This window comes from Pedobacter sp. ISL-64 (assembly GCF_018613605.1).
In the GTDB taxonomy this organism is placed as follows: domain Bacteria; phylum Bacteroidota; class Bacteroidia; order Sphingobacteriales; family Sphingobacteriaceae; genus Pedobacter.
Map to the genome: position 1 here is coordinate 325,699 of NZ_JAGGPU010000001.1, position 25,846 is coordinate 351,544.

The following is a 25,846-nucleotide window of genomic DNA, read 5'->3' on the forward strand; positions in this document are numbered from 1 at the left end:
TATGAAATCAATATTTAAATCGGGATTATTTATAACTCTAATCTTATCATTTACCTTGTCGATAGCACAATCCATAAAGCCGTTAAATGTAGGTGATAAAGTTCCTGACATCTATTTTGCTACAATGTTAAATCATACGAGCACTAATGGTAAGCTGAGTGATTTTAACGGGAAAGCAATTATTATAGATGTATGGTTTAAAGAATGTATTCCATGTGTCAGTAATATGAGACATCTTGATAGTTTGCAAAGCGAGTATGCCAATGATTTGAAGATCTTACCCGTCACATGGCAATCAAAAGAGGAAATAGAGAGATTCTGGAGAACAAATCTAAATGTTACCGGAATAAAGTTAACCCAATCAGTTAACGATAAACTCGTTCGTAAAATTTTCCCTGCAGTAAGTTTCCCCCATCAGATATGGATCGATAAAAATGGGACTATAGTGGCTATTACTGACGGAAAAAACACATCACGTGAAAACGTAAAAAAATTAATAGAGAACAAATCACTTACATTAGCTGAAAAAAAAGATGAGCTGGATGCATCGGTTAGATATGCGCACAATCCGGATCTAACGATACGTTATGAAGAAAATAAGAATAAACTACTCTATTACTCCTATTTTAGTTCCTGGCGTAGTGAGCTTGCAGGAATGTCAAGATCAAATGTTGATAAAGCAACAGGGCGCGTAAGGATTACCGCTAATAATCTTTCTCTGGTTTATCTCTACGATTTTGCATATACCAATAATTCATATCAGACGCGGCATGACCCTACGCGTGTAATAAGGCGTGACCACAATCCGGTGAAAAGTTGGTTAGAAGGGACCTTTGATACTACGAGGCTTTTCTGTTATGACCTCATATATAAGGGGACTACAACAAAAGGATTTAGTAAGTATATGATTGCTGACCTTGATCGTGCTTTCGGGGTGAAGAGCCATGAAATAATAATGGATATTCCATGCTATGTTATATGTATGAAAGGAGGAGGGACGAAATTCCGCCAGGCAATTGTCTCTGAGGGCGAGGCACAGATTAAGAATCCGAGTATGAAAAAAGATGTTGTTTTAGTAGTTAATAAAAAGACAGTCTCGGCAGTAGAAAGAGCCATCAATCAATATGGGAAAGATCTTGTCCTATTTGAAATGGGAGATGAAAAAATTATAAATTTTCAGGTAAAGTGGAATACAGATGATCTCAGTTTTATGAATAAAGAATTGGAGAAATTTGACCTGAAAATCGAAAAAACCACGAGAAAGAGAAAGGTAATTATCCTAGAGGATGCTTAAACTAATCTATTAAAATAAGGAAAAAGACCACCGAGTTTTCTCGGTGGTCTCCTTTTTAAAGCTCGTGATCGCCTTGGATTACTGTTGGATCTCCCTCTGGTGCACCCGTTGGATCAAGCGATTGGTAGTAAACTGCACAATCAATTGTCGGTGTTCCACATTCTTCACGTTTGTCTTCCAATGTATCAGGCCCGATGTAGTTTCCATCCATGTCGAACCATTGCAAATCAGTTGCAGATGCTTTCACTGTTGATTTCTCTGGCGCAGGAGCCATAGCAACTGCTGCCGTTAGACCTGCTGCAACTGCTAGCAAACCCAACATACTCGTTAGCTTTTTCATAATATTTGGTTGTATTTAGTTTTGCCTACTCTGTTAATGGTTTTTCGGCTACCCCCAATTTGATAATCCCAAAATTTTATTATCGGTGGTTTAATAAGGATTATATGTTCTTTTCGATATTGCATTATTTCGTTTTAATTCATCAGTAAATTTGTTTGATCACTTTGAGAACCTTTTTTGTGTAGGTATACTCCGATACAGCTTATTAATAGATACGCTATATTAAAAGTGAGGTGCTGTTTCCAGGTCATTGCTGATAATACACCTCCACAGGTACAAGTGGCTTTTGTAGGATCGATAAAAATTACATAGAAGACATACGATGTAAATACTGTCATTAACCCCGCTGATATCCATAACCCAGAACTCCGCAAAGGTTTTATGAGTAGTAGCAATGCAGCCAATAGCTCAATTCCGGGTAGAAAATAAAATAATATATCCTGATAGCCACTTGTCGTTGGGTTCCAGCTCAGCTGCCTGTAAAATGCCTGATGGTTTCCCCACTTACTTATTGCAGTATAGATCCATAATAGCACTAACAGCGCAACAATAATTTCTAAAATGATGGTTTTTGCTTTCATGGTTAATAGTTTTCAATAGACATTTTTGTTGATTAGTTTTTAAGCCTTCTGCAATACTATCCTGCGGATTATTGTTAATCCCTGTTTCTCCACTGACCACCATCTTTAGGCGGAGGATCAGTATCTATTGTGCCATCAATATTTGATTGTTGTGTTAGCACAATTGTATTAGTGCTATCAGAATCTTTATTTGTTTCCTTCATTGATGATTGCCTGCTCTGGATTTGTAAATCCGCAACTGGGTCTTCATCCAGTTCCCTACAGGAGTGTAGAGAAATAATTCCTGCTATAGTTAAAATTGATAGGATAATCTTTTTCATGGTAGTTAGTTTTGAAAAATTATCCGGCCGGATTGGTTAGTAGAATTCTGGAATCGAAGGTATATGATATTTCAAGGCGAGAAAAGTAATGGTTGCCCTACAAGATACATTAGTACGTACTAATGTATCCTTTGGTACAACTTTAAATTATTGATATTCAGTTTGTTGATATTCGTTTCCTATTGTTTTGAGATTGACTTAAGTGTGGGTGGTAATTGGCTTAAATTTCATAATTTTGATATAGAAACATTACCATGTCGATACTTATTCGTCCTAATTTTTATGTTTTTATTATACTAATACTTCTTAGCGAACCTCTTTTTGCACAAAAGAAGGTGTATAGTGATTTTTATTTGATAAAAAGGGAATATGAAGACCGGGCAAATAATGATTCGAGTGCGCTGCCCTTAATAGGAAAGTATATCGCCAAGGCTAAAAGAGAAAAGAAATATCCCAGGTTAGTTGAGGGATATCTGGATGGAATTCAATATTCACCTCATTCAAGCGATAAACTAAAATATGCCGACAGCGCAATCTGGGCATCAAATTTAACAAAGAACGATAGTATAAGGAGTAGAGCTTACCTGCACAAGGGAATCGTTTATTATTTTAATTTTAAAAAATATAAACTGGCATTGGGTGAATATATGTTAGCTTATGAGTATTCAAAAAAAACTAATGATCAGTACCATAAAAACAGGCTGGCTTATTTAATTGGCGTAGTTAAAAGCTACATTGGCCATTATGATGAAGCCCTAGATTTATTTAAGCAAACGAAAATTTTTTTTGAAACAGAATCCAAAAAGAATATAAATCGCAACCTAATTTATGGAAATGTAAAAGGCTATTATAATAGTCTGCATCAAATGGCTGTTTGTTATCGTTATCTTGGTTATTCTAAATCAGCAGATTCTTTGGTAAATATTGGAGTTTCACTTACCACCGGAAATGATGACTATAAACAGGAATACGGTTATTTCCTGAAGGAAAGGGGGATTAGCCAGTTTAGGGAAAAAGATTATCGAAATGCCATAAAATCTTTAAATGTCTCACTGATCTCAATTGCCAATGTTGACGATTTTGCTTGGGCGACAGTATGTTATTCCTATATAGGAAAATCATATAAGGCACTTAGGGATCTGCATAATACAAAAATATATTTTCAGAAAGTAGATTCTGTATTTCAGAAACACAATTTTATACTTCCAGAACTCAGGAATAATTATGAGGAATTGATTGCTGAATATAAAAAGGAAAAGAGTCCACAAAAAGCGCTGTACTATACTACTCAACTGATAAAAGCTGACAGTATTATTGCACAAGATTTTGCCTACCTGTCGTCTAAAATTCACCGTGAATATGATATACGGGACTTGCGGGAGGAAAAATTGAGACTGGAGCAAAATTCCGCCAAAAGTGCGTGGGTCATTCGGGCTTTGGGGATTATCGCTATGGTGCTTATTATCACTTTCTTTTTCAGATATAGGGCTGAGAAGCGGTTGCGGGAGAAATATAGGGTTGTGGAACAAAAAATTCTCAACGGATATCTTATTCCTGCACCAGCTGAATCTTCCAAAAAATCGGATATCGAACAAAAAATAGTAGATGATCTTCTCCTTAAATTAGAGGATTTTGAAAACAATATGGGATTTTTGGAAAGCGGAATTAATTTAACTGAATTAGCTGCCAAATTTGATACAAATCATACGTATTTATCGCAGGTAATTAACGAGTATAAAGGCGATAATTTTAAAAGGTATCTGAGCGCGTTACGTATAGCCTTTATTACAAAGAAACTTTATCAGGAAGAAAAATTACTTTCTTATAAAATCGAAACATTGGCAAGAGAGTGTGGAATTGCTTCCAGAAGTAATTTTTCAGATTTATTTCAGGAGTTCAATGGCATGAGACCAAAAGATTTCATAAAAAAGCGAAGGGAAGATATAGAGGACAGTTAAGATATACAGGCTTAATAAAATGCGTTTTTAAATAATACGCTTCGGTTTACACTAGGTTATTCCATTCCAAATTAGCGTAAGCTGCCGGCTAATAACAGATAATTGTTCCTTTATATTTAAAATCTTTTTTAAGAATTTAAAAGACCCAAGATTAATACAATTTTTAATGGTAACCTTATAAAGATCGCAAACGAACGATATTGTCTATAGATAGATTTCAACCAGGCGGACAGAATTTTATCTATGATAAAATATACATAATTTGTTGCATTTCTCCCTGAAGGTAATTTAAGATTGTTATTTCATGGTTCTTTAAAAATATTTCATTATCAAACATTAATTGGGATATAAGTAATATCCCGAAAAAAACCGCAACGGCATTCGGTTATTTTCAGGGCGGAGTGAGATGATGACCGAATGTTGTTGCACCGATTTTCCGCGCAAAGACGTCCACGAACCGTGTGAGTGGTTGTCTTTGCGCCGCCCGATATTTTCGGGCATTGCGTATTTATACTTTTATAGGTTGAGATCGAAAATCCTTTAGATTAAGAAAAAATCCTCTGTTTTCGGTCATTCCATTGCGGAACAAGTTCCATAAAAGAGAACAACCCATTTGAGCCAATGCAGAATTGATGAACAAATCCTGTTTTTGCAATGCTTCAGCTAAAGAACAGCTTGGCGTGTCGTCTTCTGATTCAGATTGTTTTAAGAGTTCTCCAAATTCCTCGGTAACAAAAGGCAGTTTGGCAACTGTTTCATATTTATTGGAATTGGGTTGCTTAATTTCTCCAATTGTTTGCAGGATAACCTGTCCTGTAAACTTTGCGTTGTCGGGTAGGTCAGGATTATTACTAATCCCTTCCCCCCTCAGAACCGTACGTGCGACTTTCACCGCATACGGCTCAAGCAAATCATAAAGCAACTCAGTATAATAACTCATTGTTCCTATTTTTAGATGAATGCACTTGCTGATGACAATAAAGATGCAGGATTCTACGGTTCTTCCATAAATTACGGTCAGGATTATTCCTATCCATAATGAGATGATGGTCATGGATTTCCTCACCATTAGAAATGGATTGTTTGCATACAGGGCATATATATCCCTGTGAAGCGGCAATAATCCGTAGATGCTTTGCTAATGAAGAAGCCTTTTTAGCCTCTCTTTTTAGCCAATAACCATTCAGAGAAGGGTCATCCATGGAAGCTTTTCCCTTGACCATCACATGACGTTTTATGTTGACCCATGTGAACTTACAAAGATGAAATTTTGTTTCTTCATCACCGAAGACCCAATTATCTTTTCTTTGTTTGTTCCATTGTCTCCAATATTTCTGTGTGATGTATTTCCATGACCTGCCTGGGTGCTGTCTTTTTGCCCACCTGACGGCTCTTAGAAACATAAACATATCAAGGTGTTTAAACGCATCAACGGAGTTACCAATCCTGTAATAGTTTGCCCATCCCCGTACAATAGGGTTAAGCCTGTGGATTACAGCGGTTGCATTCGCACCTCTTAATGACATCCATTCCGTTTTTAAACGGTCTTTGAATGACTGTACAGACTTTTTACTCGGTTTGATTAAGAGCTTATAGCCAGTTGGGGTTGATGGTCTGTTGTATAATCGGACATTAAAACCGAGAAAGTCAAATCCTTCTGAAAGATGGACGATTTTGGTCTTTTCTTCCGACAATGCCAAACCACGTTCTGCTAACCATGTATGTAATTCACAGATTGATTTCTCTGCATCTTCTTTGGTCTCGCAAAAGACCACAAAGTCATCGGCATATCTTACAACTCCTCTCGTTCCTACAACGACACCCGAACTGTTTGCCCGTTTGATTTTCAAAGCATCTTCCATACCATGAAGTGCTATGTTTGCTAACAAGGGACTGATTATTCCCCCTTGTGGAGTGCCTGCTTCCGTATCATGGAATACGTTTTTATCAACGTAGCCTGATTTCAACCATTTCTTTATGAGTTGACGTGCAGGAAAATTTCCGATAGCATTCAATAGAAATTCGTGGTCAATATTGTCAAATGCTCCTTTGATATCGGCATCGACTACCCATTTCTTTTTCTTGTTGGGACGTGAGAAGCCGTAGATTGCCATTATTGCATCATGACATCCTCGTCCCGGTCTGAAACCGTAGCTTATACCTTCAAACTTTGCTTCCCATTCGGGTTCCAATGCATTCTTAACCCTTGCCTGATGCACACGGTCAAGAACGGTAGGGATTCCAAGAGGTCTTTGTTTGCCGTTCGATTTCGGTATATACACCCTTCGGGCGGGTTGGGTTTTCCAAGGTTGGAATTGTTGGATTTCATCCACAAGGATGCTCCTTGCTTCTGGCGTCTTCACAATCACCTTATCCACCCCGTGAGTATATTTACCTGCATTCACCTGTGTTACTCTTCTTACGCTAACAAGCGTATTGGAGTAATTTCGTAACATAAGTTTTTGTAACTGGCGAACTTTAATATAGTCGCCAGCCTGAGTTGCCTTGAAGATACGCTGCCTCAGGTTTCTTACCACACGATTTGCTTGATTCCAGTCAATGGAATTCCAGTCCGTATGGCTCATTGTTCCGTTTGCTAAGTTGTCTTGCATCTAACTTTCCTTTGATTAAAAAACTATTACATTGTTCTTCAAGAGATTCACCAATCTCACGTCTGCACCCTTTCAGGTCGGGTATTTCTGTCTTTTGACAGCCCTATCCGTCAGGTTATGTATTCCCTTTGCCTTTCGGCTGACGGCATTCGCTTCTTGAGATTTCCTGTCCCCGCTGAAGATTTCAGCATTCCTTACGGTTTGCCTACCCAATTGTTTGGGACTTCATCGGGATTCCACGTTCCGCATTCATAAGATACGACTGGGTGTGGGTGCCTCCTATACCCCGGGGTCTTGGTGTCCTAATATGAAAGTATGGCATCTCCCATATCTTTAAATGCTTCTTCGGAACAAAACATTTCTATGACCCAATACATCGTAATTTCCATCCACCGATGTTGGCTAGTGACGGAGCTTATGGAGATTCACTTGCGTTCACCCGTCCAGTCTTTCCCTTGCCCGATTGCCTCTGATGGTTAGAGTCTTTCTTAGGCTTTCATCCCAGCTTCGCAAAGGTCAATTGCTCAACCCCCACGTAGGAAGTGGGAACCAGTCTTGGACACTGACTGGGAAGGACTTCTTACAGCCCTTCACTTATTAAATGCGACTTTCGTGTCGCACCCCAAAATCCATCCAATATTTTGGGGTGTTGCGGTAAGCCAAACGGTTGTTAACCTCTTTCAAAATTTCTGCAATTTCAAAACGTGCACTTACACTGTCTACGCAGGAAATGTAAATATTTGCCTGTGCATTTTCGGGTTGTTTTCCTAAAGCATTTTTTTGAAATTTAATGCTTTCCGCTTTCCAGTTTGTGCCAGACCACCTGTTTGCACGGTTGATTAGCGCAACGGATTTAAATAAACCTTCTTCACTCTGCGCAAATCGTTGTCTTCCCAAATTGGCATCGGTGATAATATCATCGTCCCACAACCTGACAAATAGCCCGGCATGTCCCAATTCAATTAAACTGTGGTTCATTTCAAGCAGGGCGGTTAATACCTTTGAACCAGTTCCACCTGCTCCGATTAAATTGATTTCAATTGGATTAGTCGGATTAAGCAGGTAGTTATCTGTAAAGTGGACTCTTGTTTTTTTGGGCGTTATCATCGCAGTAGGTTTTTTAAAGTTTGGTTTGCTTTTACTAATACATCTTTTGGGAAATGCTTATCGGTGTTGATTAACTTTTTCCAAATACTTACAGGGTTTCCTTTTATTGGATTATGGCTCTGCATGAGGTGGCTGAAATAAGAGTTGAAAAAATAGTTTTCCCAAGCGGTGGTAAATTCTTCTAGTGATGCGGTTTTCTTAATCCTGACATCTACGGTACCCATGCACACAGCACCGTCAGAATGCACATTGAAAAATGGCGCATGATAAAGCGGTGTTTTTTCTGTAGGTCTGCTACCTGTTTTAAGGGCATACACCGAAATTTTGTTTCGGTTAGCTACCCAAAGCATAGGCGGTACGTTAGCTTTTCCGTTTGGAATATCTAAATTTTCTACAAAAAACATATCCCTGGACTGTGCTTTGCTGAACCATATTACAATACCATTATGTACAGGGTCAATCTGTAAAATATGACTGCCAATAATACCATTTGATTTTAAAAAGGGCTTTTTATCTCCGCTTTCTATTGTAAGCGATTTGGCTAAAACATTTGCTTCCCTGACAGTTAAGGGGTGGGCATTAATTAAATTACCGTCTTTGTCCATATCGAATGATTCTACGTAGCAATCGGGATGCGTTGTTAATGTTTGATAGAAAATCAATGCCGATTTAGGATGATATAATGTTCCGAAATTTTCTGTAAGGTCAGTTAAAGTGTTCATTTTTTTTGTTTTTTATAGGTGTTTAAGAGATAAATCAATTCATCTAATAAATCAAACAGCCGATTTTCAAAATTCAGATTTTTGTCTGTCAACGGACTTCCGTCAAAACGTTTGAAAATTGTGGGTTGATCAAGTTCGCTGTATTCGTTAAATTCATTATTGATACATTCAGAAATGCTTTCAGAGAGCCAACCGCTACTATCTGCCCAAAAGGAAATGTATTTTTCCATAGGTACACACTCTTGCTCGTCATAGTCCTCATCTTCGGCATTCATTTGTTTTGCATTTCTAAAAATGCTTTCGGCAGGATATAGCGTATAAAGTGAAAAGGCTTCTTTTGCCATTTTCAGACATTCAGTATCAAATTCGTCACTCTCTTTGAGATGATTTAAGCGGTGTTCAAACACCGCTAAATTTTTGCGGTTAAACATTTTTTGTTCCATTTGCTCACCTATCCATTCTGCCTGTTTAAGTTCATCTTTATAATTTGGGTGATCTATCTCCTCCTCATCCTGTTCAAGCCAATCACCCATCATTTCGTACTGCCAAAATAAATAACTGCCTTCCTGACGGTAGTAGGGGATATCTGCTACATGATATAAATAACTGCAAACGGACAGTAGTAAAAGAGCGGTTTTCCTTCTTCTTTTATCTTTAAGCATTGCAAAGAGTGGAAGTGCGGGGATATAGTACAGGGTTAATCCCGTGTTGCAACACTCCTGCGTCATCAGAAAAGTTTTGTTCTTTTCCTGAGCCAACTGCAAGTTTTCAAGATTATAAACGTTATTTTGTAGCTTGGTTTTAGCATCCCATATGGAAAGTGCTATATTATAAGGGTTGGAAAATTGCCCTGTTTCGAGCAGTTCAATCCCGTAGTGCTTTGCAAGTCTGGAAAGGGAAATATAAAATTCCCTTTCCAGTTTACTTGTTTGCTGATGAGTTTGGAGAGATTGTTCCATTTTTAATTTTGGCAGAAATGAAGTCTTTAGAAAACCATTGGAAGCATGGCTATCGGTACGGATTGCCTTTTGTCTTTCCTGATTTCCTGCGCATCTTTTGTGCGCCCCATCCAATGTGCAAATTCCTGAAGCTGTCGGTTCAACTGTCGCCCCTTTTTTTCTTCGGGTGTTTTTACTGTTCCCGATACGATATGTTGTTGCATGATTCATTTTTTTGATTTTTAGTTATCCTTTTGTTCCCATCACACTCTCAAAACTGTACTGCACGGTATCATCCTTAATCTGTGGGGCTGATATTTTGGCGGTGGTTAGAATAGGGTAGTTATTGGAGTAGAAGTTTAAAACACTTTCAACACTCCATTTTGGCTCGGGATCGGTCAATTTGATTTCCTGACCTTTATCTTTGAGTATAAATACTCGCTCTAATTGAGTTGCTAGTAACATAATTTTTAATTTTTTGTTAATATTCCAGTTCACCCTCATGCTCAGATTCCATCTCCTGTTCTACCGTGTCTACCATATGGTCGGGATAAAGAGCCCCTTTTTCGGGTTCGGGTTTTTCTTCCTGTGGTTCGGGTGCGAAGTTAAAAAGGCTTGGTGCAAGGAACTTTTCAAGTTCTCTCATCCGCTTACGGATGGCTTCTGAATGCTCAGGAAAGTCGCCGATTTTCGGTAGTGCTGTCCACGATTCTTTGTATTTCAGCTCTTTTTCCAAGTCGGTAGATTTTGACATGGCTTCCTGAAATTTTTTGTCCTTTCCGTCTTTTTCCTTTTTCTCTTTTTCGGTTTTTTCCTTTTCCATTGCGGACTGCTTTTTAGATTCCTCTAATTGTTTCATAAAGGATTCCATGTTGACCATCAGCCCCGATGCTCTCTCTAGTGGCGAGGTAATGGTTCCAAAAAAATCATCGTCCAATTCTTCTGCTGTTCCTCTAAGGGTACAGGGTACAATAAGGTTTTTTGCGTTGTCGCCACAATGCTCATTATTAAGCAGTACCGATACTATCCAATTGTTCTCTGCGCCCTTTTTGAGGGTAATTTGTATATCACCTGTGATATTCATTTGGGCTATCTGTTTAAAAAAGTTAGTTGTGTCCATGATGCGTTCTTTTATAGGATTTTATAAATGTTTCCATTGTATTAAGTGTTAAATTGTACGGTAACAGGGCTGTATTTAAATGAGCTTGTCCGGAGAAATCTCCTCTTTAGGGTTATTGAGCATGTATTTTTCGATCAGCAGGTTTGCTATTTCATCTTGGGAGTAGCCAAAAGCTTTTAATCTTTCTTTGTATGCTTTCATCCGTTGGCGTTGTTCTTGTCGTCCTTCTTTGCCTTTAAGGTCTAGGAGATGTGTTTTCCAATTGAAAACCGCATAGTCAATGCTTGAAAGGGTTATACGTGCGTTTTGTTCTGCCATTTTAGGGCATTGATAGTCAAATCCGAGTTCGACGTAATTTGAAAAAATCAGAAGGTATCTGTGGGAGACACTTTTGCCATACTTTCTTTCTTTTTCTACAAATTGGTTAAAAAGCCAGTCCGCAAATGCGTTATTTTTTTTGTTTTCCATATCATTGGTATTTAATGTGTGAAATTGATTTGGGCTATCCGACTGAAAAAGTTAATCGTTGCCGTAGTTGAATCTTTTTTCAATGATTAATTCTCTTATAGTCTCTTCGTCAAAGTCCATTTCACGGAGATTTTTTTCGTAGTCTGCCATTGCTTTTTGAAATTCACGTTGCCATTCTTCTCCTATAAGGGTAAGCTTGTTGGCTGTGCCGTTTTTATGGGCTTTTTCAATGGATTTTAGCAGGTTACCCATATATCGTTTTTGTTTGCTGAACCTGCTCTGGGTAAGTGCCTTAATGAAATATTGGTTCATCACGTCTAAAAAAACTAGCGCCCGTATGGTATCGTTTTTTCGCAGGGCTTCCACATACCTGTTATAAATCCAGTCCGTGAAATCATTATTATTTTCGTAAGCCATCATCTTGATTTTTTAAAAGTGGTTTTTTACTGTTTTGGTCATAATTGATTTTATATCCATTGCTTTCAACAATTCCTTGTAATAAATTTCTCGCGCTACAGGTATCCCAATCGTCGTTTTTGCTCATATCCAAATAGTGCATTTTTTCAAACTCTTTTATTATTCGGGCAATGATACTGAGTGCCCTGTATTCTGTTTTATCTGTTAAATTGCTCATGCTGTTAAATTGCTTTATTGAGGTCGGTTACTTCCAATTCATAACCGTTTATGCTAATTATTTTCATGCTGGTGGTTGGTTTTGTATATAAATTTTTCAATGAGCATCTTTGCTTTAAGATTGATTCTATCTGCATATTTTTGGGCACCCTTTTTGGTTTTAAACTCTGAAAGAACTGCTTTCCATGTTACTTTTGTTTTGTGTACCATAGAAGGGGTTTTGTAGGCATCGTATGTAGTTCCCAATATTTCAACCTCGCGCGTCACTTTGACCACATTAAGGAATTCTACACCTTCCCCTGTTTCATTATAATGGGTGGATAATAGCAGATTTTCCTTTTCGTCAACAATTTGGAATTTTACATAATCAGGGTCACTGAAAATGATTTTGAATAAATCTTCTGTGATGAATGAGCCGTCTAGTAAAACCAGTTCCTCGTATTTTCTGTATTTGATAATTCCGATTTTCATAATTTCTATTTTGATGATTGTTGGTAAGCTTCCCTTGTAATTCTATCACTCAATTATCTTTCATCCATCAAAAAGTTGTAACACTTCTGCAATGGAAAAATCTACTGTCCAAGACTCCTCGTCTTGTAGACGATGTGTGGAGTAGTTCGCCCAACCATCTGTTGCAATTTCAAGCATACAGCCCGTCGTTCTATTTTCATTAGCGGATAGGAATTTTATATCCTTTTTGTTTGGAATTACAAATGACCAATGTTGTTCTCCAAGCAGTTCCATAGAATCTATATCGTTATCATCCTTATAGAAATACACTTCTGCGAAATAGTCCATTGTACAAAGACCATTATGAGCTCCTGAAAAGGGTGCTATGGCATCCAGACGCGTTTGCATTTGTTCTCTCCAGTTTTCGGTAATACGAATTATTGCATAATCACATTCATCCCACTCGCTGTCCGTTTTTGCTTTTAGCATTAAGTATTCTGTTGGTTTATCTGATGATTTCATGATGGTAAATTTTGATTGTTATTAATTGAACCTGCTATTTTACGTTCCAACATCATTTCTAATATATCGCTCTCGCTTTCGTAGGTTCCACCCTCGAAATGATATTGGTCAGTATTTTCATCAAAATGGAACTGCGCAAAATCTTTGGCTTCCAAATAAATATGTTCTAAAATACCCTCGATATAAGTCGCCTTGCCATATCTTCCATCTCCTAATTCTTCGTATTTGCATTCAAAATGACAATCGTATTCATTAGCGATTTCGGCAAGACGGTCAATATTCGGTCTGTATTTGGTTTTATAGGTGAGTTTGTCAGATACATTCCAACATATATCAAAGAAGTAGCCTTCATCTGCTTTTACCCAATCAGGTAATTGCCCACGCTGTTCTTTTTCTTCATTCTCCGCCATTATTTTAAACAGCTCTTTTATTTGTAAAATCAAAAGGTATTCACCTTCAAATATTACTTCGTTACAACACCAATTAGCCATAATTATTCATCGTTATTGTTGTCTGAATTATTTTTGCTTCACTGAAAAGGAAGTGTATTCCCTGCCTTAATTTTGGGTTACATTCTACCTTAGAAGCATATTCGACAAGGCAGTTAATGGTGAACAGTGCATTGTAACCATCAAATAATTGGTCGGCAAACCATCGGTGATTTTTATGCAGTCTGCTACCGTATTGTTTTATTGCTTTTTCGACATTCCGGACAAGACTGTACCAAAAATCGGCTGTTATTAAAGTGCCTTTCCAAATGCTTTTGTTGTGGTCTTCATTTTTGAGAAAACGCTGTATTTCCTGCTCAATAAATGGGGTTATATTGGGTAGTTCTTCGGGCAATAAGTCCGCAAGGAATTTTCCTTTTTCTACGTTGTTCATTTTTTCTAAGGGTTTCATATCGTTGTTATTTTGTGATTACACTGCTTTTGCGGTTAACTTTTTTATTTTGATAATGGCGGATTCGGGACATCCTTCGCCTGAAATTATCTGTTCTTTTGCTCCCTGTTCTCCATTTAGAGAAACTATGCAGAGGTTTATTTTTCCTTTATCGTATTTGAGGGTGGCTCTATAGATTTCTATTGTCATCGGTATTTAATTCGGTTAGTTTTTATATTTTCCAAAGTTCATCAAGGTTATACCCTGCATCCTGAAAAGCTTGATTAAGGTACTCGGCTACTGTTTCCCTATCGTAGTCGTGCGACCGATCGGTATCGATATATTTTGAGTTGGTTTTAATGATCCATTTGCATACGGCAACGGCATCCTTTCCTTCGTCGGCTGTTGTTCCTCCCGAAAGTTTTATTGTTGATTTTTTAAGGCAACCACCATTACAGCGGTTGCCAATGGTTAATGATTAATTGAAGCAAAGTGCATCCGTACCGATTTTTTCAAAAGAGGTACAGAGGTCAAATGTTTTTTGGGCTTTCCCTTGCGCTGTGCCACCCATGACAATGGATTGTAGTTTGGCTTCTCCATCTTTGTAACTGCGTACATTCTGATAGTAGCCTGTCACCGCATTGTACGCTCCAAACAAAGTTCCTTTTGTGGTTTCCATTTGCTGTGTATCGGATAGCATCGCATAGGCGAAGGCATCTTCTACGGTGTTTTTGAAAACTGTTGATATTTCGTCTTCATTACCTTTTTGCAGATGCTCCAAAGTTTCTTTGTTGGGACATAGCGCCAATTGGATAAGGCGTTTAACTTCTTTGTCGTTTACCCGTACTTTTGCCCATTGGTTAAAAATGCCCTCTAACTCTATGCTCATTTTGTTGGCAAGTCCCATTACTTTGTGGGCATGTTCCAAGCGTTGTTTAGCCCCTGCGGTATGTTTGATACGCACGACATTGCTCATACTGCGCAGTGAAGCGTTAAGGGTATTTTGACAGACGATTCTGATAGGGGTAAATGCGGCTGTAATGCTTCCGCTACCATCATGAGAGGTGGTCAGGAATATATATTTCTCGGTGACGTCATCGCCATTGCCTACACGAATATAGTCGGGCAGTTTGGCGGTGATAAAAATGCGTTCCCCATTTCCTAACGCTCCTGCTGTCTCGTACAGGATTCCCTCCCCACCGCCTACAATGGCATCAAAGAATGAAAAGGCTTCTCTGTTTTGTACGATATGGTAGTCTTTGCCTACGACACCGAGTGCAGTATTGGTGTCGGTGCGTAGTGTTGCAAAATTGTTAGGTAACAGGATTTCGGAAGATTCTTTTATTTCTCCATCATTATCAATCGACATTGTACCGCCTTTGGTAAACAAAGGGGCTTTGATGACTTCGTAGTCCAGTCCCGCGTGTTTAATCGCTTCCCCGCTTGTAGGATAATCTTCTACAATTTGTCCTAGTCCGTGCCATGCTTTTTGCTGAACACTGAAAAAGGAATACTTACCTGTTTGGTCGTTAAAATTTAAATTGTGTGCCATGATATTGAATTTTAAATTGTTTATGTTGAATTGATTGATTGAAACGGATTAAAATGGGAGGTCTTCGTTTTCAGGATTGCTCCCGTTTGTAGTGTAGCTATTCTGCGGAGTTTCTGTTTCTTGTTCTTTTTTAGCACCCCTTTTTAATACCTTGAATTGTGAAGTGTGAAAATTGATTCTTGCTTTCGGCTCACCGCTTTGCGATGTCCACGCCCTTGCACTTGCCCATCCTGTGAGTTCTACCAATGTTCCCTGCGTGAGTACTGGTAGTACTTTTAGAGACTGCCAAAATGAGCAGTCTACATATTCAGTGAGCTTTATCCACTCACCCTGTTTGTTTTTGTAGCTGTCGTTTACCGCGATAGAAAAGTTTACGACTGACCTTTCGTCCTTGAGGATGCTTGCTTTTGCATCTGCTGTTAATCTGCCAATGATGTTCATTTTTTTAGATTTTAATTGTTGTACAATATTGTTAGCTGTGCCTTTCTTTGTTTTGCCGTTCCGCCTTCCAAATAATTTTTTCAAAAGAAAAAACGGAAAAAAAGAAAGCAGACAACTACTGCGGTCAATAGTGAAAAACCAGAAGGAAACGGAATAATTGGAGGGGACCCATTTATGGGGAGGAAACCGTTTATGCCGTAGTCTTTTGGTGGGCGGTGTGATGGCTGACCGCATTACCTTGGCTGCCTTTTTGTCCGTTTCGTTTGAAAATATATTCACCCATAATTTTAACCCAATCGTAAAATAAATCGATGTTAAAGCGGTGAGTTCATGACTGCATTAAATCCATCCAATACCGCTTATCATGAATTGAAAACTATATGAGATATACCAGTCAGATAAGGTAAATGTTAGGGAATTACAGGAATCATTAAGATTGATTCTTATATAAAGAACACCTTTTGCCATTATTAGATTTCGAAGGGATCTTCGGGTCTGGGAGCGTCAGATGATTTGTTGAAATTGCTTATGAACTAATTTGACCAGAGTCAGCGGTAAAATATATTGATGTTAATGCAATCAGGTAATACGTGCTTTAAAGCCATTGAAAGCCATCTGATGTCGTTCAATGCCAGTCAACGGGAATTGGAAACTTTATGAAATATATTAGCTGGTAGCAGTTGCCAAAAACAGGGCAGATATTGCAAATTACAGAAATCAATTAAGGCTTTGCCTTTAAATAAAATACTTATTGCAAATGGAAATAGCAATTATAACACGTGAAGATCTGCTGAAATTTAAAATGGAGGTCGTCCAGGAGATCAGGGAAGTTATCGAAGGAAAGATTAAATCGGATGTCGACCGGGAATGGCTTAAGAGTAGTGAAGTACGTAAAATATTGAAGGTGTCACCGGGAACGTTACAAAATTTACGAATCAACGGCACATTACCATACAGAAAAATTGGTGGGAGCATGTACTATCGTCTTGAAGATCTTAAAAAACTGATGAACGGAGATAAATAGAGCATTTATATGGATAGTTCGGATTCTTTTTTCTCGAAAATAATAAGATGCATAGGTGATGATGAGAGGTTATCATCTTATCATGTTGCGCTCTTGATGGCATTGTTATACTATCAAAATAGTGATCGACCGCTGGATTTTTTTTATACCAGCCGTAAGAAGCTCATGCATTTTTCGCGGATAGGTAACATTGTCAGTTACCATAAGTTTCTTTCTGAACTGGTAAAGTATGGATATATTGAATATGTTCCATCATGGCATCCTGTTAATGGGAGCCGATTTAAGTTTATTATAGTTACAAATAGCAAAAACATTTAATAATAGTTGAGTAACTCATTATCAGGCTTTCAATTTATAACCGATACATCTACCGTTTTCGATTGTCTACGATCCAAAAAAATCCAGGAATAGTTTTCTCTGGATTTTTTTGTAATGAGTTGCTAACGCGCTTAATAAAAGGATCAGACGTAGGAGCATTCAATTTTTATCAGTGTCATCGTTTGTTTGATCTTGTTGAAGTTTCAATTTCTGTTGTAATGTTTGCATGTCGCTTCCAACCCGGGTATCTAAAAGCTTAGCATAATGTTGTGTAGTCTTAATATTGGTATGTCCGAGCATCTTGGAAACTGTTTCAATAGGAACATTATTTGATAAGGTGACCGTGGTGGCAAAGGTGTGACGTGCCTTATGAAAGGTTATCTCCTTATTGATTTGACATAGATCAGCAATTTCCTTGAGATAACTGTTCATTTTTTGATTGCTTAGCACGGGTAGGGCTAACCCTTTGGAAGCAGATGGAGGGTAGTCCACATACTTATTAATTATATTTAACGCCTGTGGCAAGAGCGGGATATTTGAGTTTGTTTCCGTTTTTTCACGATTCGTTAGTACCCATAGTTTTCCGTCAACGCCTTTGGCTATGTCGGAAACCTGTAATTGTTTAACATCAATGTAGGCTAAACCAGTATAGCAACAAAAGATAAAAATATCACGGACATGATCAATCCTGTTAATTTTAAACTCTTTTTGTTCAATTCTTTCCAGCTCGTCCTGCGTAAGAAATTCTTTTTCTGTTGGCTTCGCTTTATTTTTGTAAAATACAAGCGGATTATCAGTAATCCATTTATGAGCTCGGCATAAGTTGATAATTTTTCTAAAATGTTTAATATACTTCGCTGTTGTGATCTCGGAGCATGACATATCGGAACGTAGATAAAACTCGAATCCCAAGATAAAGGCGAGATTTATTTTTTTAATATCAATATCAGTTAAGCCAAGTTTTTCTTTTAGGTACATTGCTAAGTGTCCTGTCGTTGTCTTATATCCTTTTAAGGTATTGGGTTTATACCCTTTCCCTATGAGGGCTTCCATTTTTTTATTATGGTCTAAAAACTCGGTGATCAAATAGTGTTTTTCACTGTCTTTACCCAAAAATTTGAATTTTAGTATTTCGGAGGAAATTTCTGATCCGTCCTTTACAAGAGCATGATGGCAATCTGCCATCTTATGTTCAAGGGTATCGAGATAGGCATTAAGGGTTTTACTTTCTTCTTTGGTGCCGTTGATCCGGTTGGCCTTTGAGTTCCAACGGGACTGATCACATTCACGACCTGTAGAGATTTCCTTGGGTATCCCATCGACGGTAATACGCATGTAGATTGTTTTTGGGCCGCTAACATAGTTTTTCGGTTTCTTCAGGTAGAAGAGCAAGGAATAATGTGTACTCATGATTCAATAATTTAGGTTAAACAAAATTAGCCTTGCAGCGAACCTAAATCAAGATGTGAGTGTGGTTAACATGTTAATTATCAATATATTATATCGTTTTCAGTGAGTCCGTAAGACTGATTAAAGTACTCACTGAAAAGCTCACTTTTTTATTGATAAAAATTGAATATTTTGAAACCACTATAAACGACAAAACCCTGCAAATCATACAATTTGCAGGGTTTTAAATACTTCGATTAGAAGCTTAGTAGCCCGTAGGGGAATCGAACCCCTGTTTCCAGAATGAAAATCTGGCGTCCTCACCCCTAGACGAACGGGCCATTAATCTGAGTTTTGACTTTGGAGTCTTTAGTTTGGAGAAACTCCCAACTTAAAACGCTCAACTCCCAACTTCTTGGTAGCGGGGACACGACTCGAACGTGCGACCTTCGGGTTATGAGCCCGACGAGCTACCAACTGCTCCACCCCGCACTCTATACAACTCGTTTTTTTCTTTGAATTAAATCCTTAACTCTGTTTCCGAATTGGAATGCAAAGATATAATTCGTTTCTTTGTGCTGCAAATTTTTTTTAAAAAATATTTTAATGGCGCATAAAGCAGGTTTTGTTAGTATAATAGGTAAACCAAATGTAGGTAAATCTACCCTCATGAATGTGCTTGTAGGCGAGCGACTTAGCATTATAACTCCTAAGGCACAAACCACAAGACACCGCATTTTAGGTATCGTAAATGAAGAAGAATATCAGATCGTTTTCTCTGATACTCCCGGTATAATTAAGCCAAAATACAGTTTACAAGAGAGTATGATGAGCTTTGTTAACGGATCTTTGACCGATGCCGATGTACTTTTGTTCGTAACCGACATCAACGAAGCGCACGATGAGGAAGACGTTATGGAAAAAATTCTGAATCGTAATATCCCTACAATTGTACTCATCAATAAAATAGATAAAGCATTACAAGAACAGGTTGATGAGAAAATTGCCTACTGGCAGGAGAAGCTAAATCCGGTTGCTATTTATGCAATTTCGGCTTTGCATAAACACAATGTCGACGGATTATTGGATCGTGTGCTCGAAATGTTGCCAGAACATCCACCATATTACGACAAAGAAGATTTAACCGATCGCTCAGAACGTTTCTTCGTTTCGGAGATTATCCGAGAAAAAATCTTCCTTAATTATCAGAAAGAAATTCCTTACAGTACTGAGGTAATTGTGAAGAGTTTTAAAGAAGAGGAAATGAAAAATGGCAAAGGCGCATTGATCAGGATTACTGCAGAAATTGTGGTCGAACGCGATTCGCAAAAGAACATTTTAATCGGTACAGGTGGAAGCATGTTGAAGAAGGTAGGTACCGAAGCACGTTTAGAGATTGAGAAATTTTTAGACAACAAGGTTTTCCTGGAGATGTTTGTGAAGGTAATTCCCGATTGGCGAAGCAAAAAGAATTATTTAAAAAGCTTCGGTTACGATAATTAATTTCGATTTTTAGGATATGAAGAAAAATTTAATGTTCCTCTTGCTGCTGATCGGTACAGCAGCTTTTGCCCAGGAATCAAACAATGGTAAAAAATTGTGGGCAAAATCTATCCTGAACGAAAAGGCTCCAGACTTAGTTGTTGAGAAATGGATTTCAAAACAGCCCAATACCAAAGGGAAGTTTGTACTGATCGATTTTTGGGCAACCTGGTGCGGACCATGCAGGGCATATATCCCTACATTAAACGATATCCAGAAAAAATATGCCGATAAAATTGTAATTATTGGTGTTTCTGATGAAGCAGCAGAAAAAGTAGAAGCTTTTAATAATCCTAAAATCGACTATTTTGAAGCCATAGACACTAAGGGAACGGTAAAAGACTCACTTCAGGTTAAAGGTATTCCACATGCTATTCTCGTCGATCCGAAAGGAATTGTTAGGTGGGAGGGCTTCCCTTTATTACAAGGAAATCAATTAACAGAAGAGGTGATAAAAGGACTTTTAGAAAAGTATAAAAATTAATATTAATGGAGGTTACGAAAATTAACCTTACCTTTGCAGCCCGAAATAAATCGGTTAGTAGTTGATAGTCAATGGCTGATAGCCAAATAGTTTGAGCAGCTTGCCTAAACATCACGACCATTAACTATAAGCCATTAACTATCAAAAGAACACCATGAGTAATATTATAGCCATCGTAGGCAGGCCAAACGTAGGCAAGAGCACCCTTTTTAATAGATTAACCGAAAGCCGTAAGGCGATTGTAGATGATATCAGCGGGGTAACCCGCGATAGGCACTATGGAGTGGGCGAATGGACAGACAGACAATTTACCGTAATCGATACAGGTGGTTATGTAGCCAATTCAGAAGATGTTTACGAAGCCGCCATCCGCGAGCAGGTAATGATCGCCATCGAAGAAGCCAGTGTTTTAATCTTTATGGTTGATGTAACTACAGGCATTACTGATTTGGATGATGACATTGCCCAGGTATTGCGCAGAAGTAATAAGCCTGTTTATGTTTGTGCAAATAAGGTAGACAATACCGCATTATATAACGAAATCCATACTTTTTATGGTTTTGGATTAGGCGAAGTATATGCATTATCATCAATGACGGGTTCTGGAACAGGAGAGTTGTTGGATGAGGTTGTTAAAAACTTCGAAGATATTCCTGAAGAAGAAAACCAATTGCCTAAAATTACCATCGCAGGTCGACCAAATGTGGGTAAATCTTCTTTGGTTAATGCATTAATTGGCAAAGAGCGTAATATCGTTACCGCAAATGCAGGTACAACCCGCGATTCAATCAAAATTCATTATAACCAGTTCGGTCATGAGTTTATGCTGATCGATACTGCCGGATTACGTAAAAAAACCAAGGTTAAAGAAAATCTGGAGTTTTATTCGGTAATGCGTACCATTAAAGCTTTAGAAGAAGCTGATGTTGTGGTATTAATGATCGATGCAGTAGAAGGAATCGAAAGTCAGGATATCAACATCTTCCACCTGGCCGAGAAGAACAAAAAAGGTATAGTAATTTTGGTTAACAAATGGGATTTGATCGAAAAGAATACCCAAACAATGAAAGCTTTTGAAGAGCAGATTCATGAGCGTATCCGCCCGTTTACCGATGTGCCAATTGTGTTTACTTCAGTTTTAAATAAGCAACGTATCTTCAAAGCAATTGAAGCGGCTTTAGAAGTTTATAAAAATCGTAGTAAGAAAATTCCTACATCTAAATTAAATGATGTAATGTTGCCGTTGATCGAAAAATTCCCGCCACCAGCATTAAAAGGAAAACACATTAAGATAAAATACATCACCCAGATTAATGCTACTTCGCCAATGTTTGCCTTTTTCTGCAACTTGCCACAGTACATTAAAGATCCATATAAGCGTTTCATCGAGAATAAATTAAGAGAAAACTTCGATTTTTCCGGTGCACCAATTCAGATTTATTTCAGACAGAAATAAGTTTGAGGTTGAGGGTTTAAAGGTGGAAGGCGTAAGGCCAATATGCCTAAAACCAATGTTATTTAAAACAGGGCTGCATTCATAGCGAAAGCAGCCCTGTTTTGTTTTTTGTCATTCTGAATGATCATTTTTTACACAACATTGGGGCTGAAGCGATATTTATAGAGATCGTCATTCCCAACCCGATAGCTATCGGGTTGATTGGGAACCCTAATGCACAAGCTTTAAGATTCCCACCTGCGTGGGAATGACGGCCAATATCCAGATCTGTGTTTATCTTCTTATCTGTGGTCAGAAAATACCCTTACCTTTGTTTCATGCAATTACAAGTACAAAATAGCCTGGCAGCTGACATCGATATCATTTTCGAGTTTTACGATATGGCTATTGCCCACCAGAAGAAAGTATTTAATAAACATTGGCAAGGCTTTAGTAGAGAAATGGTGCAAGCCGAAATTGATGAAAACCGCCAATATAAAATTCTTGTAGATGGCGTGGTGGCCTGTGTATTTGCCGTTACGTTTAACGATCAGTTAATTTGGGGAGAGCGGGATCATGATGCGATTTATATTCATAGGATTGTAACCCATCCCGAATTTAGAGGTTATTCTTTTGTGAAGGAAATTATCAAATGGACTAAGGATTACGCTGCAAAGAATAACATTAAGTTTATCAGAATGGACACCTGGGCAGATAATGAAAAACTACTCGAATATTATACAGGCTGTGGCTTTGATTATGTTGGGATGGTAACCATGGAAAAAACTGATGGACTGCCGAAACACTATGAAGGAATCAGTTTAAGTTTGTTTGAGATTGTGCTGTAGCGCATTGTCAGGTGCATCAAGGTGGCTCGTAACGAAATTTATACTGTGATAAAATCATTAATATCTTAGCGAGACGCTAAGACTAGAGGACAGGTTTAGAAAATCAGTCGTCATTTCGACTGAAGCGCAGTCCCGAATCTTCGGGAGAGAAATCTTTAACATACTTCAGAGATTTCTCCACTGCGGTCGAAATGACGATTCTACTGACCTGCATCACCCCTCCTTTGCTTTTCCTAAAACTAACCTCTCAGGATGACGATAATAAGAGCATGATTTCTATATTGGCTATCTATCCTTTCGGCAAATCGTATCCTAACGCATGGTTTTCCGCGTCTCGGTGACAAAATTAATCCGTGCCTCCAACATCATTTCAATTCAATTTTCCAGCTTAACATATCATCAACTTCTCCAATATGGATAAAGTTGTTTTTTTCTAAAATGGAATACGAGGCTACATTATCTTTTGTAGTGGCGGCAAAAACGGATTTCACTTTTGCCTGCGCTTTAGCCCATTCTATTAATCGGCCCACGGCTTCCGTCATAAAGCCCTTACCTCTAAATTCTTCGTAAGTACCATAACCAATTTCAATTTCGCCATTTGGATCAGGCTCACCAACAAAACAGATATCGCCTACCATTCTATGATCGGGTTTAGATATGATTGTCCATAAGGTATGGTACAGATAATCTTTATCCTTATCGAAAACGTTAGGTAAAATCGTTTCTTCCAAAGCATCATGAAGCGAAGGAGAAATGTTTTTTTGGTTGGCAAAAGGCCAAACTCTTCTTCAAGTGAATGATCATCTTTAATGTATTTTAAAAGTTGATCGTGTGTTAGTGGTCTTAAAATGAGGCGTTCTGTTTCTATCATGCTTGAGTTTGTTAGATAGACTAATATAAAGCTTTGGGTTTTGAATAACCAAAATTTTAGAACAAGCTTTTGTTAAAAAAAATGTCTTAAAATGCCGAGCGTAATTAATAAACCTTTATTACCTGTCCTGTTACAATGCCTAGTACACTTTTCTCGTAAGCTTTAACTACTTTCTCCATGGTAACCGGAATTTCGCCGGGAAAAGAATCGAAATAAGCAGGTGAATCTTCAACCACGTTAGGGCTGATGGCATTTATACGAACCCCATTTTCGAGTTCTGGAGCAGCAGCGAGAACAAAAGAATTTAATCCTCCATTTATTGCGCTTAGTACGGCGCCTGCTGCAACGGGATGATCAGCCAATATGCCCGAAGTTAGCGTAAATGAGCCACCTTTATTAATGTAATGCTGACCGATAAGCACAAGGTTAACCTGGCCCAATAGTTTGTCTAGTAAGCCGCTCTTAAATACCTCACCCGTCATCTGGCTTACCGGCGCAAAAGGGCCTTTTCCGCTCGTACTGATCAAGGCATCGAATGGCCCAATCTGCTTAAACATGGCTTTAATCGATGCTTCATTGGTAATATCTACCTGAACATCGCCTTTGGTATTTCCTACGCGGATGATCTCATGTTTTTGTGCAAAAGCTTCAGCTACTTTTTTGCCCAATGTGCCTGTAGCACCTACAATTATTATTTTCATATAAATATGTTTAATGTGGATGCCAGATTAGCGTCGTTATTAAACATCGGGATCATTAAAATGTTTGTATCGCGTCAATCCTGCAACACAATTTCTGCTTTTAGGTCGGTAATCAGAAGATCGATATGCGCTTGCGTTACGTTGGGCATGCAGATGATATGCGAATTTCCCTGTTCAGCTGCCAGTTGCCATTTTTTACAGATTGTAGCAGATGGGGTAGGGAAGTTTACGGTGATGGCATTCGCATTTCGCCACGCTGCAATACCCAGCGCTTTAAGTTTTTGCTCGGTATAAGCTGCAGTTGCTAAACTGTGCATGGCCCTGGTTTTTAAACCTGTTATACCCAAACGTTTAATGGTGTGCCATAAAAATAAGGGGCTATGGCCGTTTCTAGATCCGGTAATGGTGGTATCAACACTCCCGATGTAAGCCACCGAACGGGCAATCCGATCACGGTTCGATTTTTTGGCAATCACCACACCGCAAGGCATCGGCGAGCCAAAAAACTTATGACCGCTAATGGCGATGCTGTCTGCGCCATCTTCAAAGTCGAATGCTGGTCTGGGTTCAATCAATGCACTGTAGGTGCCAGAAAGTGCAGCATCGGCATGGATATAATAATGTTGGATAGCCAATTTTTTTAAGATGCTTTTAATTTTGGCCACATCATCACGTGCTTCAGTCATGGTGGTGCCAATATTGGCCATAATGATAACAGGCATGTGGCGGTTCATCCTAATGGTGTGTTCAAGGTCTTCGTAATCGATTTCTCCATTTTCCTGGGTACGGATGACGATATTTGACATGTTGAGTAAGTGCAGGTTCTTTTGTACGCTATAATGTGTAGCTTCAGAATAATAAACCATTCCTTTTGGATGTAATTCGCGGGCAAGATACAAGCCATAAAGATTTCCTTCTGAGCCGCCATTGGTTACATAACCCCACCAGTTATCTACAGGCGCACGGAAAAGTTCAGCAAAAAACTGGACTACTTCTTTTTCGAGTTCACGTGAGCCTACGGCATAGGTTGAAGTAACAAAAGGATCACCCAGGTTGTTCATCGGATATTTTAAAAAATCTGAAAGTGATTGATAATCGAAGTCCTTTGAAACGGGATAACCTAAGAATAAATCGGTCTGTTTCTTAACGTTCTCTAATAGATCATTTAATACCTGTTGATCTTTTTCCTGTAATTTGCTCGCTTCCATAAACATATGATTTGCTGGCAAAATTAACAAAACAAAATATAGTATTATTATTTGTTTTGAATTAAGAATATTATTCTGTAATAAGTTTA

At 38.3% G+C, this 25,846-nt stretch carries 31 protein-coding genes and 2 tRNA genes; 7 read left to right on the forward strand and 26 right to left on the reverse strand.

The window, feature by feature from the left end; all coding sequences use genetic code 11:
* The first annotated feature begins 1 nt into the window (after position 1).
* On the forward strand, positions 2 to 1,294 hold the full coding sequence (locus J7E57_RS01400) for a TlpA family protein disulfide reductase (protein ID WP_215129883.1): 1,293 nt from the start codon (positions 2 to 4) through the stop codon (positions 1,292 to 1,294).
* Positions 1,295 to 1,349: 55 nt separating this feature from the next.
* On the opposite strand, the gene J7E57_RS01405 is transcribed toward J7E57_RS01400, so the two are convergent.
* From J7E57_RS01405 to J7E57_RS01415, 3 genes are all read right to left on the reverse strand, one after another.
* A complete protein-coding gene (locus J7E57_RS01405) occupies positions 1,350 to 1,634 on the reverse strand; it encodes a hypothetical protein (RefSeq protein WP_215129885.1) in 285 nt (94 codons plus the stop codon).
* A gap of 134 nt (positions 1,635 to 1,768) precedes the next feature.
* A complete protein-coding gene (locus J7E57_RS01410; RefSeq protein ID WP_215129887.1) occupies positions 1,769 to 2,215 on the reverse strand; it encodes a MauE/DoxX family redox-associated membrane protein in 447 nt (148 codons plus the stop codon).
* 74 nt (positions 2,216 to 2,289) lie between these two features.
* Positions 2,290 to 2,535, reverse strand: a complete 246-nt coding sequence (locus J7E57_RS01415; protein WP_215129889.1) for a hypothetical protein — start codon at positions 2,533 to 2,535, stop codon at positions 2,290 to 2,292.
* A gap of 254 nt (positions 2,536 to 2,789) precedes the next feature.
* Between J7E57_RS01415 and J7E57_RS01420 the strand changes: the two genes are divergently transcribed.
* Positions 2,790 to 4,493: a helix-turn-helix domain-containing protein gene (locus J7E57_RS01420; RefSeq protein WP_215129891.1), complete on the forward strand. Its 1,704-nt coding sequence runs from the start codon at positions 2,790 to 2,792 to the stop codon at positions 4,491 to 4,493.
* 508 nt (positions 4,494 to 5,001) lie between these two features.
* Here the strand turns inward: J7E57_RS01420 and J7E57_RS01425 are convergent.
* The 17 genes from J7E57_RS01425 to J7E57_RS01505 all read right to left on the reverse strand — a co-directional run bounded on the left by J7E57_RS01425 (position 5,002) and on the right by J7E57_RS01505 (position 16,021).
* A complete protein-coding gene (locus J7E57_RS01425) occupies positions 5,002 to 5,433 on the reverse strand; it encodes a hypothetical protein (protein WP_251029754.1) in 432 nt (143 codons plus the stop codon).
* Complete coding sequence (gene ltrA / locus J7E57_RS01430) at positions 5,417 to 7,105, reverse strand: group II intron reverse transcriptase/maturase (RefSeq protein WP_215129893.1); 1,689 nt, start codon at positions 7,103 to 7,105, stop codon at positions 5,417 to 5,419. The genes J7E57_RS01425 and ltrA overlap by 17 nt, the downstream gene beginning before the upstream one ends.
* 597 nt (positions 7,106 to 7,702) lie before the next feature.
* Positions 7,703 to 8,212, reverse strand: a complete 510-nt coding sequence (locus tag J7E57_RS01435; RefSeq protein ID WP_251029755.1) for a ThiF family adenylyltransferase — start codon at positions 8,210 to 8,212, stop codon at positions 7,703 to 7,705.
* Positions 8,209 to 8,934, reverse strand: a complete 726-nt coding sequence (locus J7E57_RS01440; RefSeq protein ID WP_215129895.1) for a prokaryotic E2 ligase family D protein — start codon at positions 8,932 to 8,934, stop codon at positions 8,209 to 8,211. The genes J7E57_RS01435 and J7E57_RS01440 overlap by 4 nt, the downstream gene beginning before the upstream one ends.
* Positions 8,931 to 10,103: a hypothetical protein gene (locus J7E57_RS01445; RefSeq protein WP_215129897.1), complete on the reverse strand. Its 1,173-nt coding sequence runs from the start codon at positions 10,101 to 10,103 to the stop codon at positions 8,931 to 8,933. Before J7E57_RS01445 ends, J7E57_RS01440 begins: the two co-directional genes overlap by 4 nt.
* 15 nt (positions 10,104 to 10,118) lie before the next feature.
* Entirely contained in the window at positions 10,119 to 10,337 is a 219-nt protein-coding gene (locus J7E57_RS01450) for a PRTRC system protein C (RefSeq protein ID WP_215129899.1), read from the reverse strand.
* A 16-nt stretch (positions 10,338 to 10,353) separates the two neighbouring features.
* Positions 10,354 to 10,992: a PRTRC system protein E gene (locus J7E57_RS01455; protein ID WP_215129901.1), complete on the reverse strand. Its 639-nt coding sequence runs from the start codon at positions 10,990 to 10,992 to the stop codon at positions 10,354 to 10,356.
* 75 nt (positions 10,993 to 11,067) lie between these two features.
* Positions 11,068 to 11,460: a hypothetical protein gene (locus J7E57_RS01460; RefSeq protein WP_215129903.1), complete on the reverse strand. Its 393-nt coding sequence runs from the start codon at positions 11,458 to 11,460 to the stop codon at positions 11,068 to 11,070.
* Positions 11,461 to 11,511: 51 nt separating this feature from the next.
* Positions 11,512 to 11,880: a hypothetical protein gene (locus J7E57_RS01465; RefSeq protein ID WP_215129905.1), complete on the reverse strand. Its 369-nt coding sequence runs from the start codon at positions 11,878 to 11,880 to the stop codon at positions 11,512 to 11,514.
* Entirely contained in the window at positions 11,861 to 12,094 is a 234-nt protein-coding gene (locus J7E57_RS01470) for a hypothetical protein (RefSeq protein WP_215129907.1), read from the reverse strand. The genes J7E57_RS01465 and J7E57_RS01470 overlap by 20 nt, the downstream gene beginning before the upstream one ends.
* Positions 12,095 to 12,147: 53 nt before the next feature.
* On the reverse strand, positions 12,148 to 12,564 hold the full coding sequence (locus J7E57_RS01475) for a hypothetical protein (protein ID WP_215129909.1): 417 nt from the start codon (positions 12,562 to 12,564) through the stop codon (positions 12,148 to 12,150).
* Between the two features lie 60 nt (positions 12,565 to 12,624).
* Complete coding sequence (locus J7E57_RS01480; protein WP_215129911.1) at positions 12,625 to 13,065, reverse strand: hypothetical protein; 441 nt, start codon at positions 13,063 to 13,065, stop codon at positions 12,625 to 12,627.
* The gene (locus J7E57_RS01485) at positions 13,062 to 13,556 is read right to left on the reverse strand and encodes a hypothetical protein (RefSeq protein ID WP_215129913.1); all 495 of its coding nucleotides are present in this window, start codon (positions 13,554 to 13,556) and stop codon (positions 13,062 to 13,064) included. The genes J7E57_RS01480 and J7E57_RS01485 overlap by 4 nt, the downstream gene beginning before the upstream one ends.
* Entirely contained in the window at positions 13,549 to 13,965 is a 417-nt protein-coding gene (locus tag J7E57_RS01490) for a hypothetical protein (protein ID WP_215129915.1), read from the reverse strand. The genes J7E57_RS01485 and J7E57_RS01490 overlap by 8 nt, the downstream gene beginning before the upstream one ends.
* Before the next feature lie 18 nt (positions 13,966 to 13,983).
* A complete protein-coding gene (locus J7E57_RS01495; protein ID WP_215129917.1) occupies positions 13,984 to 14,154 on the reverse strand; it encodes a hypothetical protein in 171 nt (56 codons plus the stop codon).
* Positions 14,155 to 14,422: 268 nt separating this feature from the next.
* Positions 14,423 to 15,496 (reverse strand): DUF932 domain-containing protein, encoded by a 1,074-nt coding sequence (locus J7E57_RS01500; RefSeq protein ID WP_215129919.1) that lies wholly within the window; start codon positions 15,494 to 15,496, stop codon positions 14,423 to 14,425.
* A gap of 48 nt (positions 15,497 to 15,544) precedes the next feature.
* Positions 15,545 to 16,021, reverse strand: coding sequence for a single-stranded DNA-binding protein (locus J7E57_RS01505; protein ID WP_251029756.1), 477 nt, complete (start codon positions 16,019 to 16,021; stop codon positions 15,545 to 15,547).
* Positions 16,022 to 16,694: 673 nt separating this feature from the next.
* Here J7E57_RS01505 and J7E57_RS01510 point away from each other — a divergent pair.
* Complete coding sequence (locus J7E57_RS01510) at positions 16,695 to 16,961, forward strand: helix-turn-helix domain-containing protein (protein WP_215129921.1); 267 nt, start codon at positions 16,695 to 16,697, stop codon at positions 16,959 to 16,961.
* A 477-nt stretch (positions 16,962 to 17,438) separates the two neighbouring features.
* On the opposite strand, the gene J7E57_RS01515 is transcribed toward J7E57_RS01510, so the two are convergent.
* From J7E57_RS01515 to J7E57_RS01525, 3 genes are all read right to left on the reverse strand, one after another.
* Positions 17,439 to 18,689 carry a site-specific integrase gene (locus J7E57_RS01515; RefSeq protein ID WP_215129923.1) on the reverse strand — a complete coding sequence of 417 codons (1,251 nt, stop codon included), beginning with the start codon at positions 18,687 to 18,689 and terminating at the stop codon, positions 17,439 to 17,441.
* Positions 18,690 to 18,937: 248 nt separating this feature from the next.
* Positions 18,938 to 19,009, reverse strand: a tRNA-Glu gene (locus J7E57_RS01520).
* Between the two features lie 75 nt (positions 19,010 to 19,084).
* Positions 19,085 to 19,160: transfer RNA gene (locus tag J7E57_RS01525), tRNA-Met, on the reverse strand.
* Between the two features lie 114 nt (positions 19,161 to 19,274).
* Here J7E57_RS01525 and era point away from each other — a divergent pair.
* The 4 genes from era (at position 19,275) to J7E57_RS01545 (ending at position 22,977) form a co-directional block, all read left to right on the forward strand.
* Positions 19,275 to 20,171 carry a GTPase Era gene (gene era / locus J7E57_RS01530; RefSeq protein WP_215129925.1) on the forward strand — a complete coding sequence of 299 codons (897 nt, stop codon included), beginning with the start codon at positions 19,275 to 19,277 and terminating at the stop codon, positions 20,169 to 20,171.
* A 16-nt stretch (positions 20,172 to 20,187) separates the two neighbouring features.
* The gene (locus tag J7E57_RS01535; protein ID WP_215129927.1) at positions 20,188 to 20,694 is read left to right on the forward strand and encodes a TlpA family protein disulfide reductase; all 507 of its coding nucleotides are present in this window, start codon (positions 20,188 to 20,190) and stop codon (positions 20,692 to 20,694) included.
* A 154-nt stretch (positions 20,695 to 20,848) separates the two neighbouring features.
* On the forward strand, positions 20,849 to 22,150 hold the full coding sequence (der, locus tag J7E57_RS01540) for a ribosome biogenesis GTPase Der (protein WP_131534193.1): 1,302 nt from the start codon (positions 20,849 to 20,851) through the stop codon (positions 22,148 to 22,150).
* 317 nt (positions 22,151 to 22,467) lie between these two features.
* Positions 22,468 to 22,977, forward strand: coding sequence for a GNAT family N-acetyltransferase (locus J7E57_RS01545; RefSeq protein ID WP_215129929.1), 510 nt, complete (start codon positions 22,468 to 22,470; stop codon positions 22,975 to 22,977).
* A 365-nt stretch (positions 22,978 to 23,342) separates the two neighbouring features.
* On the opposite strand, the gene J7E57_RS01550 is transcribed toward J7E57_RS01545, so the two are convergent.
* From J7E57_RS01550 to J7E57_RS01560, 3 genes are all read right to left on the reverse strand, one after another.
* Positions 23,343 to 23,708: a GNAT family N-acetyltransferase gene (locus tag J7E57_RS01550; RefSeq protein ID WP_215129931.1), complete on the reverse strand. Its 366-nt coding sequence runs from the start codon at positions 23,706 to 23,708 to the stop codon at positions 23,343 to 23,345.
* Between the two features lie 244 nt (positions 23,709 to 23,952).
* Positions 23,953 to 24,549 (reverse strand): short chain dehydrogenase, encoded by a 597-nt coding sequence (locus J7E57_RS01555; protein WP_215129933.1) that lies wholly within the window; start codon positions 24,547 to 24,549, stop codon positions 23,953 to 23,955.
* A gap of 74 nt (positions 24,550 to 24,623) precedes the next feature.
* On the reverse strand, positions 24,624 to 25,757 hold the full coding sequence (locus tag J7E57_RS01560; protein WP_215129935.1) for a histidine decarboxylase: 1,134 nt from the start codon (positions 25,755 to 25,757) through the stop codon (positions 24,624 to 24,626).
* Between the last annotated feature and the right edge of the window lie 89 nt (positions 25,758 to 25,846).

Bases quoted from the DNA above. Each gene is read 5' to 3' on its own strand.
- J7E57_RS01400 (WP_215129883.1), top strand. From the start codon at position 2: ATGAAATCAATATTTAAATCGGGATTATTTATAACTCTAATCTTATCA.
- J7E57_RS01405 (WP_215129885.1), bottom strand. From the start codon at position 1,634: ATGAAAAAGCTAACGAGTATGTTGGGTTTGCTAGCAGTTGCAGCAGGT.
- J7E57_RS01410 (WP_215129887.1), bottom strand. From the start codon at position 2,215: ATGAAAGCAAAAACCATCATTTTAGAAATTATTGTTGCGCTGTTAGTG.
- J7E57_RS01415 (WP_215129889.1), bottom strand. From the start codon at position 2,535: ATGAAAAAGATTATCCTATCAATTTTAACTATAGCAGGAATTATTTCT.
- J7E57_RS01420 (WP_215129891.1), top strand. From the start codon at position 2,790: ATGTCGATACTTATTCGTCCTAATTTTTATGTTTTTATTATACTAATA.
- J7E57_RS01425 (WP_251029754.1), bottom strand. From the start codon at position 5,433: ATGAGTTATTATACTGAGTTGCTTTATGATTTGCTTGAGCCGTATGCG.
- ltrA (WP_215129893.1), bottom strand. From the start codon at position 7,105: ATGCAAGACAACTTAGCAAACGGAACAATGAGCCATACGGACTGGAAT.
- J7E57_RS01435 (WP_251029755.1), bottom strand. From the start codon at position 8,212: ATGATAACGCCCAAAAAAACAAGAGTCCACTTTACAGATAACTACCTG.
- J7E57_RS01440 (WP_215129895.1), bottom strand. From the start codon at position 8,934: ATGAACACTTTAACTGACCTTACAGAAAATTTCGGAACATTATATCAT.
- J7E57_RS01445 (WP_215129897.1), bottom strand. From the start codon at position 10,103: ATGAATCATGCAACAACATATCGTATCGGGAACAGTAAAAACACCCGA.
- J7E57_RS01450 (WP_215129899.1), bottom strand. From the start codon at position 10,337: ATGTTACTAGCAACTCAATTAGAGCGAGTATTTATACTCAAAGATAAA.
- J7E57_RS01455 (WP_215129901.1), bottom strand. From the start codon at position 10,992: ATGGACACAACTAACTTTTTTAAACAGATAGCCCAAATGAATATCACA.
- J7E57_RS01460 (WP_215129903.1), bottom strand. From the start codon at position 11,460: ATGGAAAACAAAAAAAATAACGCATTTGCGGACTGGCTTTTTAACCAA.
- J7E57_RS01465 (WP_215129905.1), bottom strand. From the start codon at position 11,880: ATGATGGCTTACGAAAATAATAATGATTTCACGGACTGGATTTATAAC.
- J7E57_RS01470 (WP_215129907.1), bottom strand. From the start codon at position 12,094: ATGAGCAATTTAACAGATAAAACAGAATACAGGGCACTCAGTATCATT.
- J7E57_RS01475 (WP_215129909.1), bottom strand. From the start codon at position 12,564: ATGAAAATCGGAATTATCAAATACAGAAAATACGAGGAACTGGTTTTA.
- J7E57_RS01480 (WP_215129911.1), bottom strand. From the start codon at position 13,065: ATGAAATCATCAGATAAACCAACAGAATACTTAATGCTAAAAGCAAAA.
- J7E57_RS01485 (WP_215129913.1), bottom strand. From the start codon at position 13,556: ATGGCTAATTGGTGTTGTAACGAAGTAATATTTGAAGGTGAATACCTT.
- J7E57_RS01490 (WP_215129915.1), bottom strand. From the start codon at position 13,965: ATGAAACCCTTAGAAAAAATGAACAACGTAGAAAAAGGAAAATTCCTT.
- J7E57_RS01495 (WP_215129917.1), bottom strand. From the start codon at position 14,154: ATGACAATAGAAATCTATAGAGCCACCCTCAAATACGATAAAGGAAAA.
- J7E57_RS01500 (WP_215129919.1), bottom strand. From the start codon at position 15,496: ATGGCACACAATTTAAATTTTAACGACCAAACAGGTAAGTATTCCTTT.
- J7E57_RS01510 (WP_215129921.1), top strand. From the start codon at position 16,695: ATGGAAATAGCAATTATAACACGTGAAGATCTGCTGAAATTTAAAATG.
- J7E57_RS01515 (WP_215129923.1), bottom strand. From the start codon at position 18,689: ATGAGTACACATTATTCCTTGCTCTTCTACCTGAAGAAACCGAAAAAC.
- era (WP_215129925.1), top strand. From the start codon at position 19,275: ATGGCGCATAAAGCAGGTTTTGTTAGTATAATAGGTAAACCAAATGTA.
- J7E57_RS01535 (WP_215129927.1), top strand. From the start codon at position 20,188: ATGAAGAAAAATTTAATGTTCCTCTTGCTGCTGATCGGTACAGCAGCT.
- der (WP_131534193.1), top strand. From the start codon at position 20,849: ATGAGTAATATTATAGCCATCGTAGGCAGGCCAAACGTAGGCAAGAGC.
- J7E57_RS01545 (WP_215129929.1), top strand. From the start codon at position 22,468: ATGCAATTACAAGTACAAAATAGCCTGGCAGCTGACATCGATATCATT.
- J7E57_RS01555 (WP_215129933.1), bottom strand. From the start codon at position 24,549: ATGAAAATAATAATTGTAGGTGCTACAGGCACATTGGGCAAAAAAGTA.
- J7E57_RS01560 (WP_215129935.1), bottom strand. From the start codon at position 25,757: ATGGAAGCGAGCAAATTACAGGAAAAAGATCAACAGGTATTAAATGAT.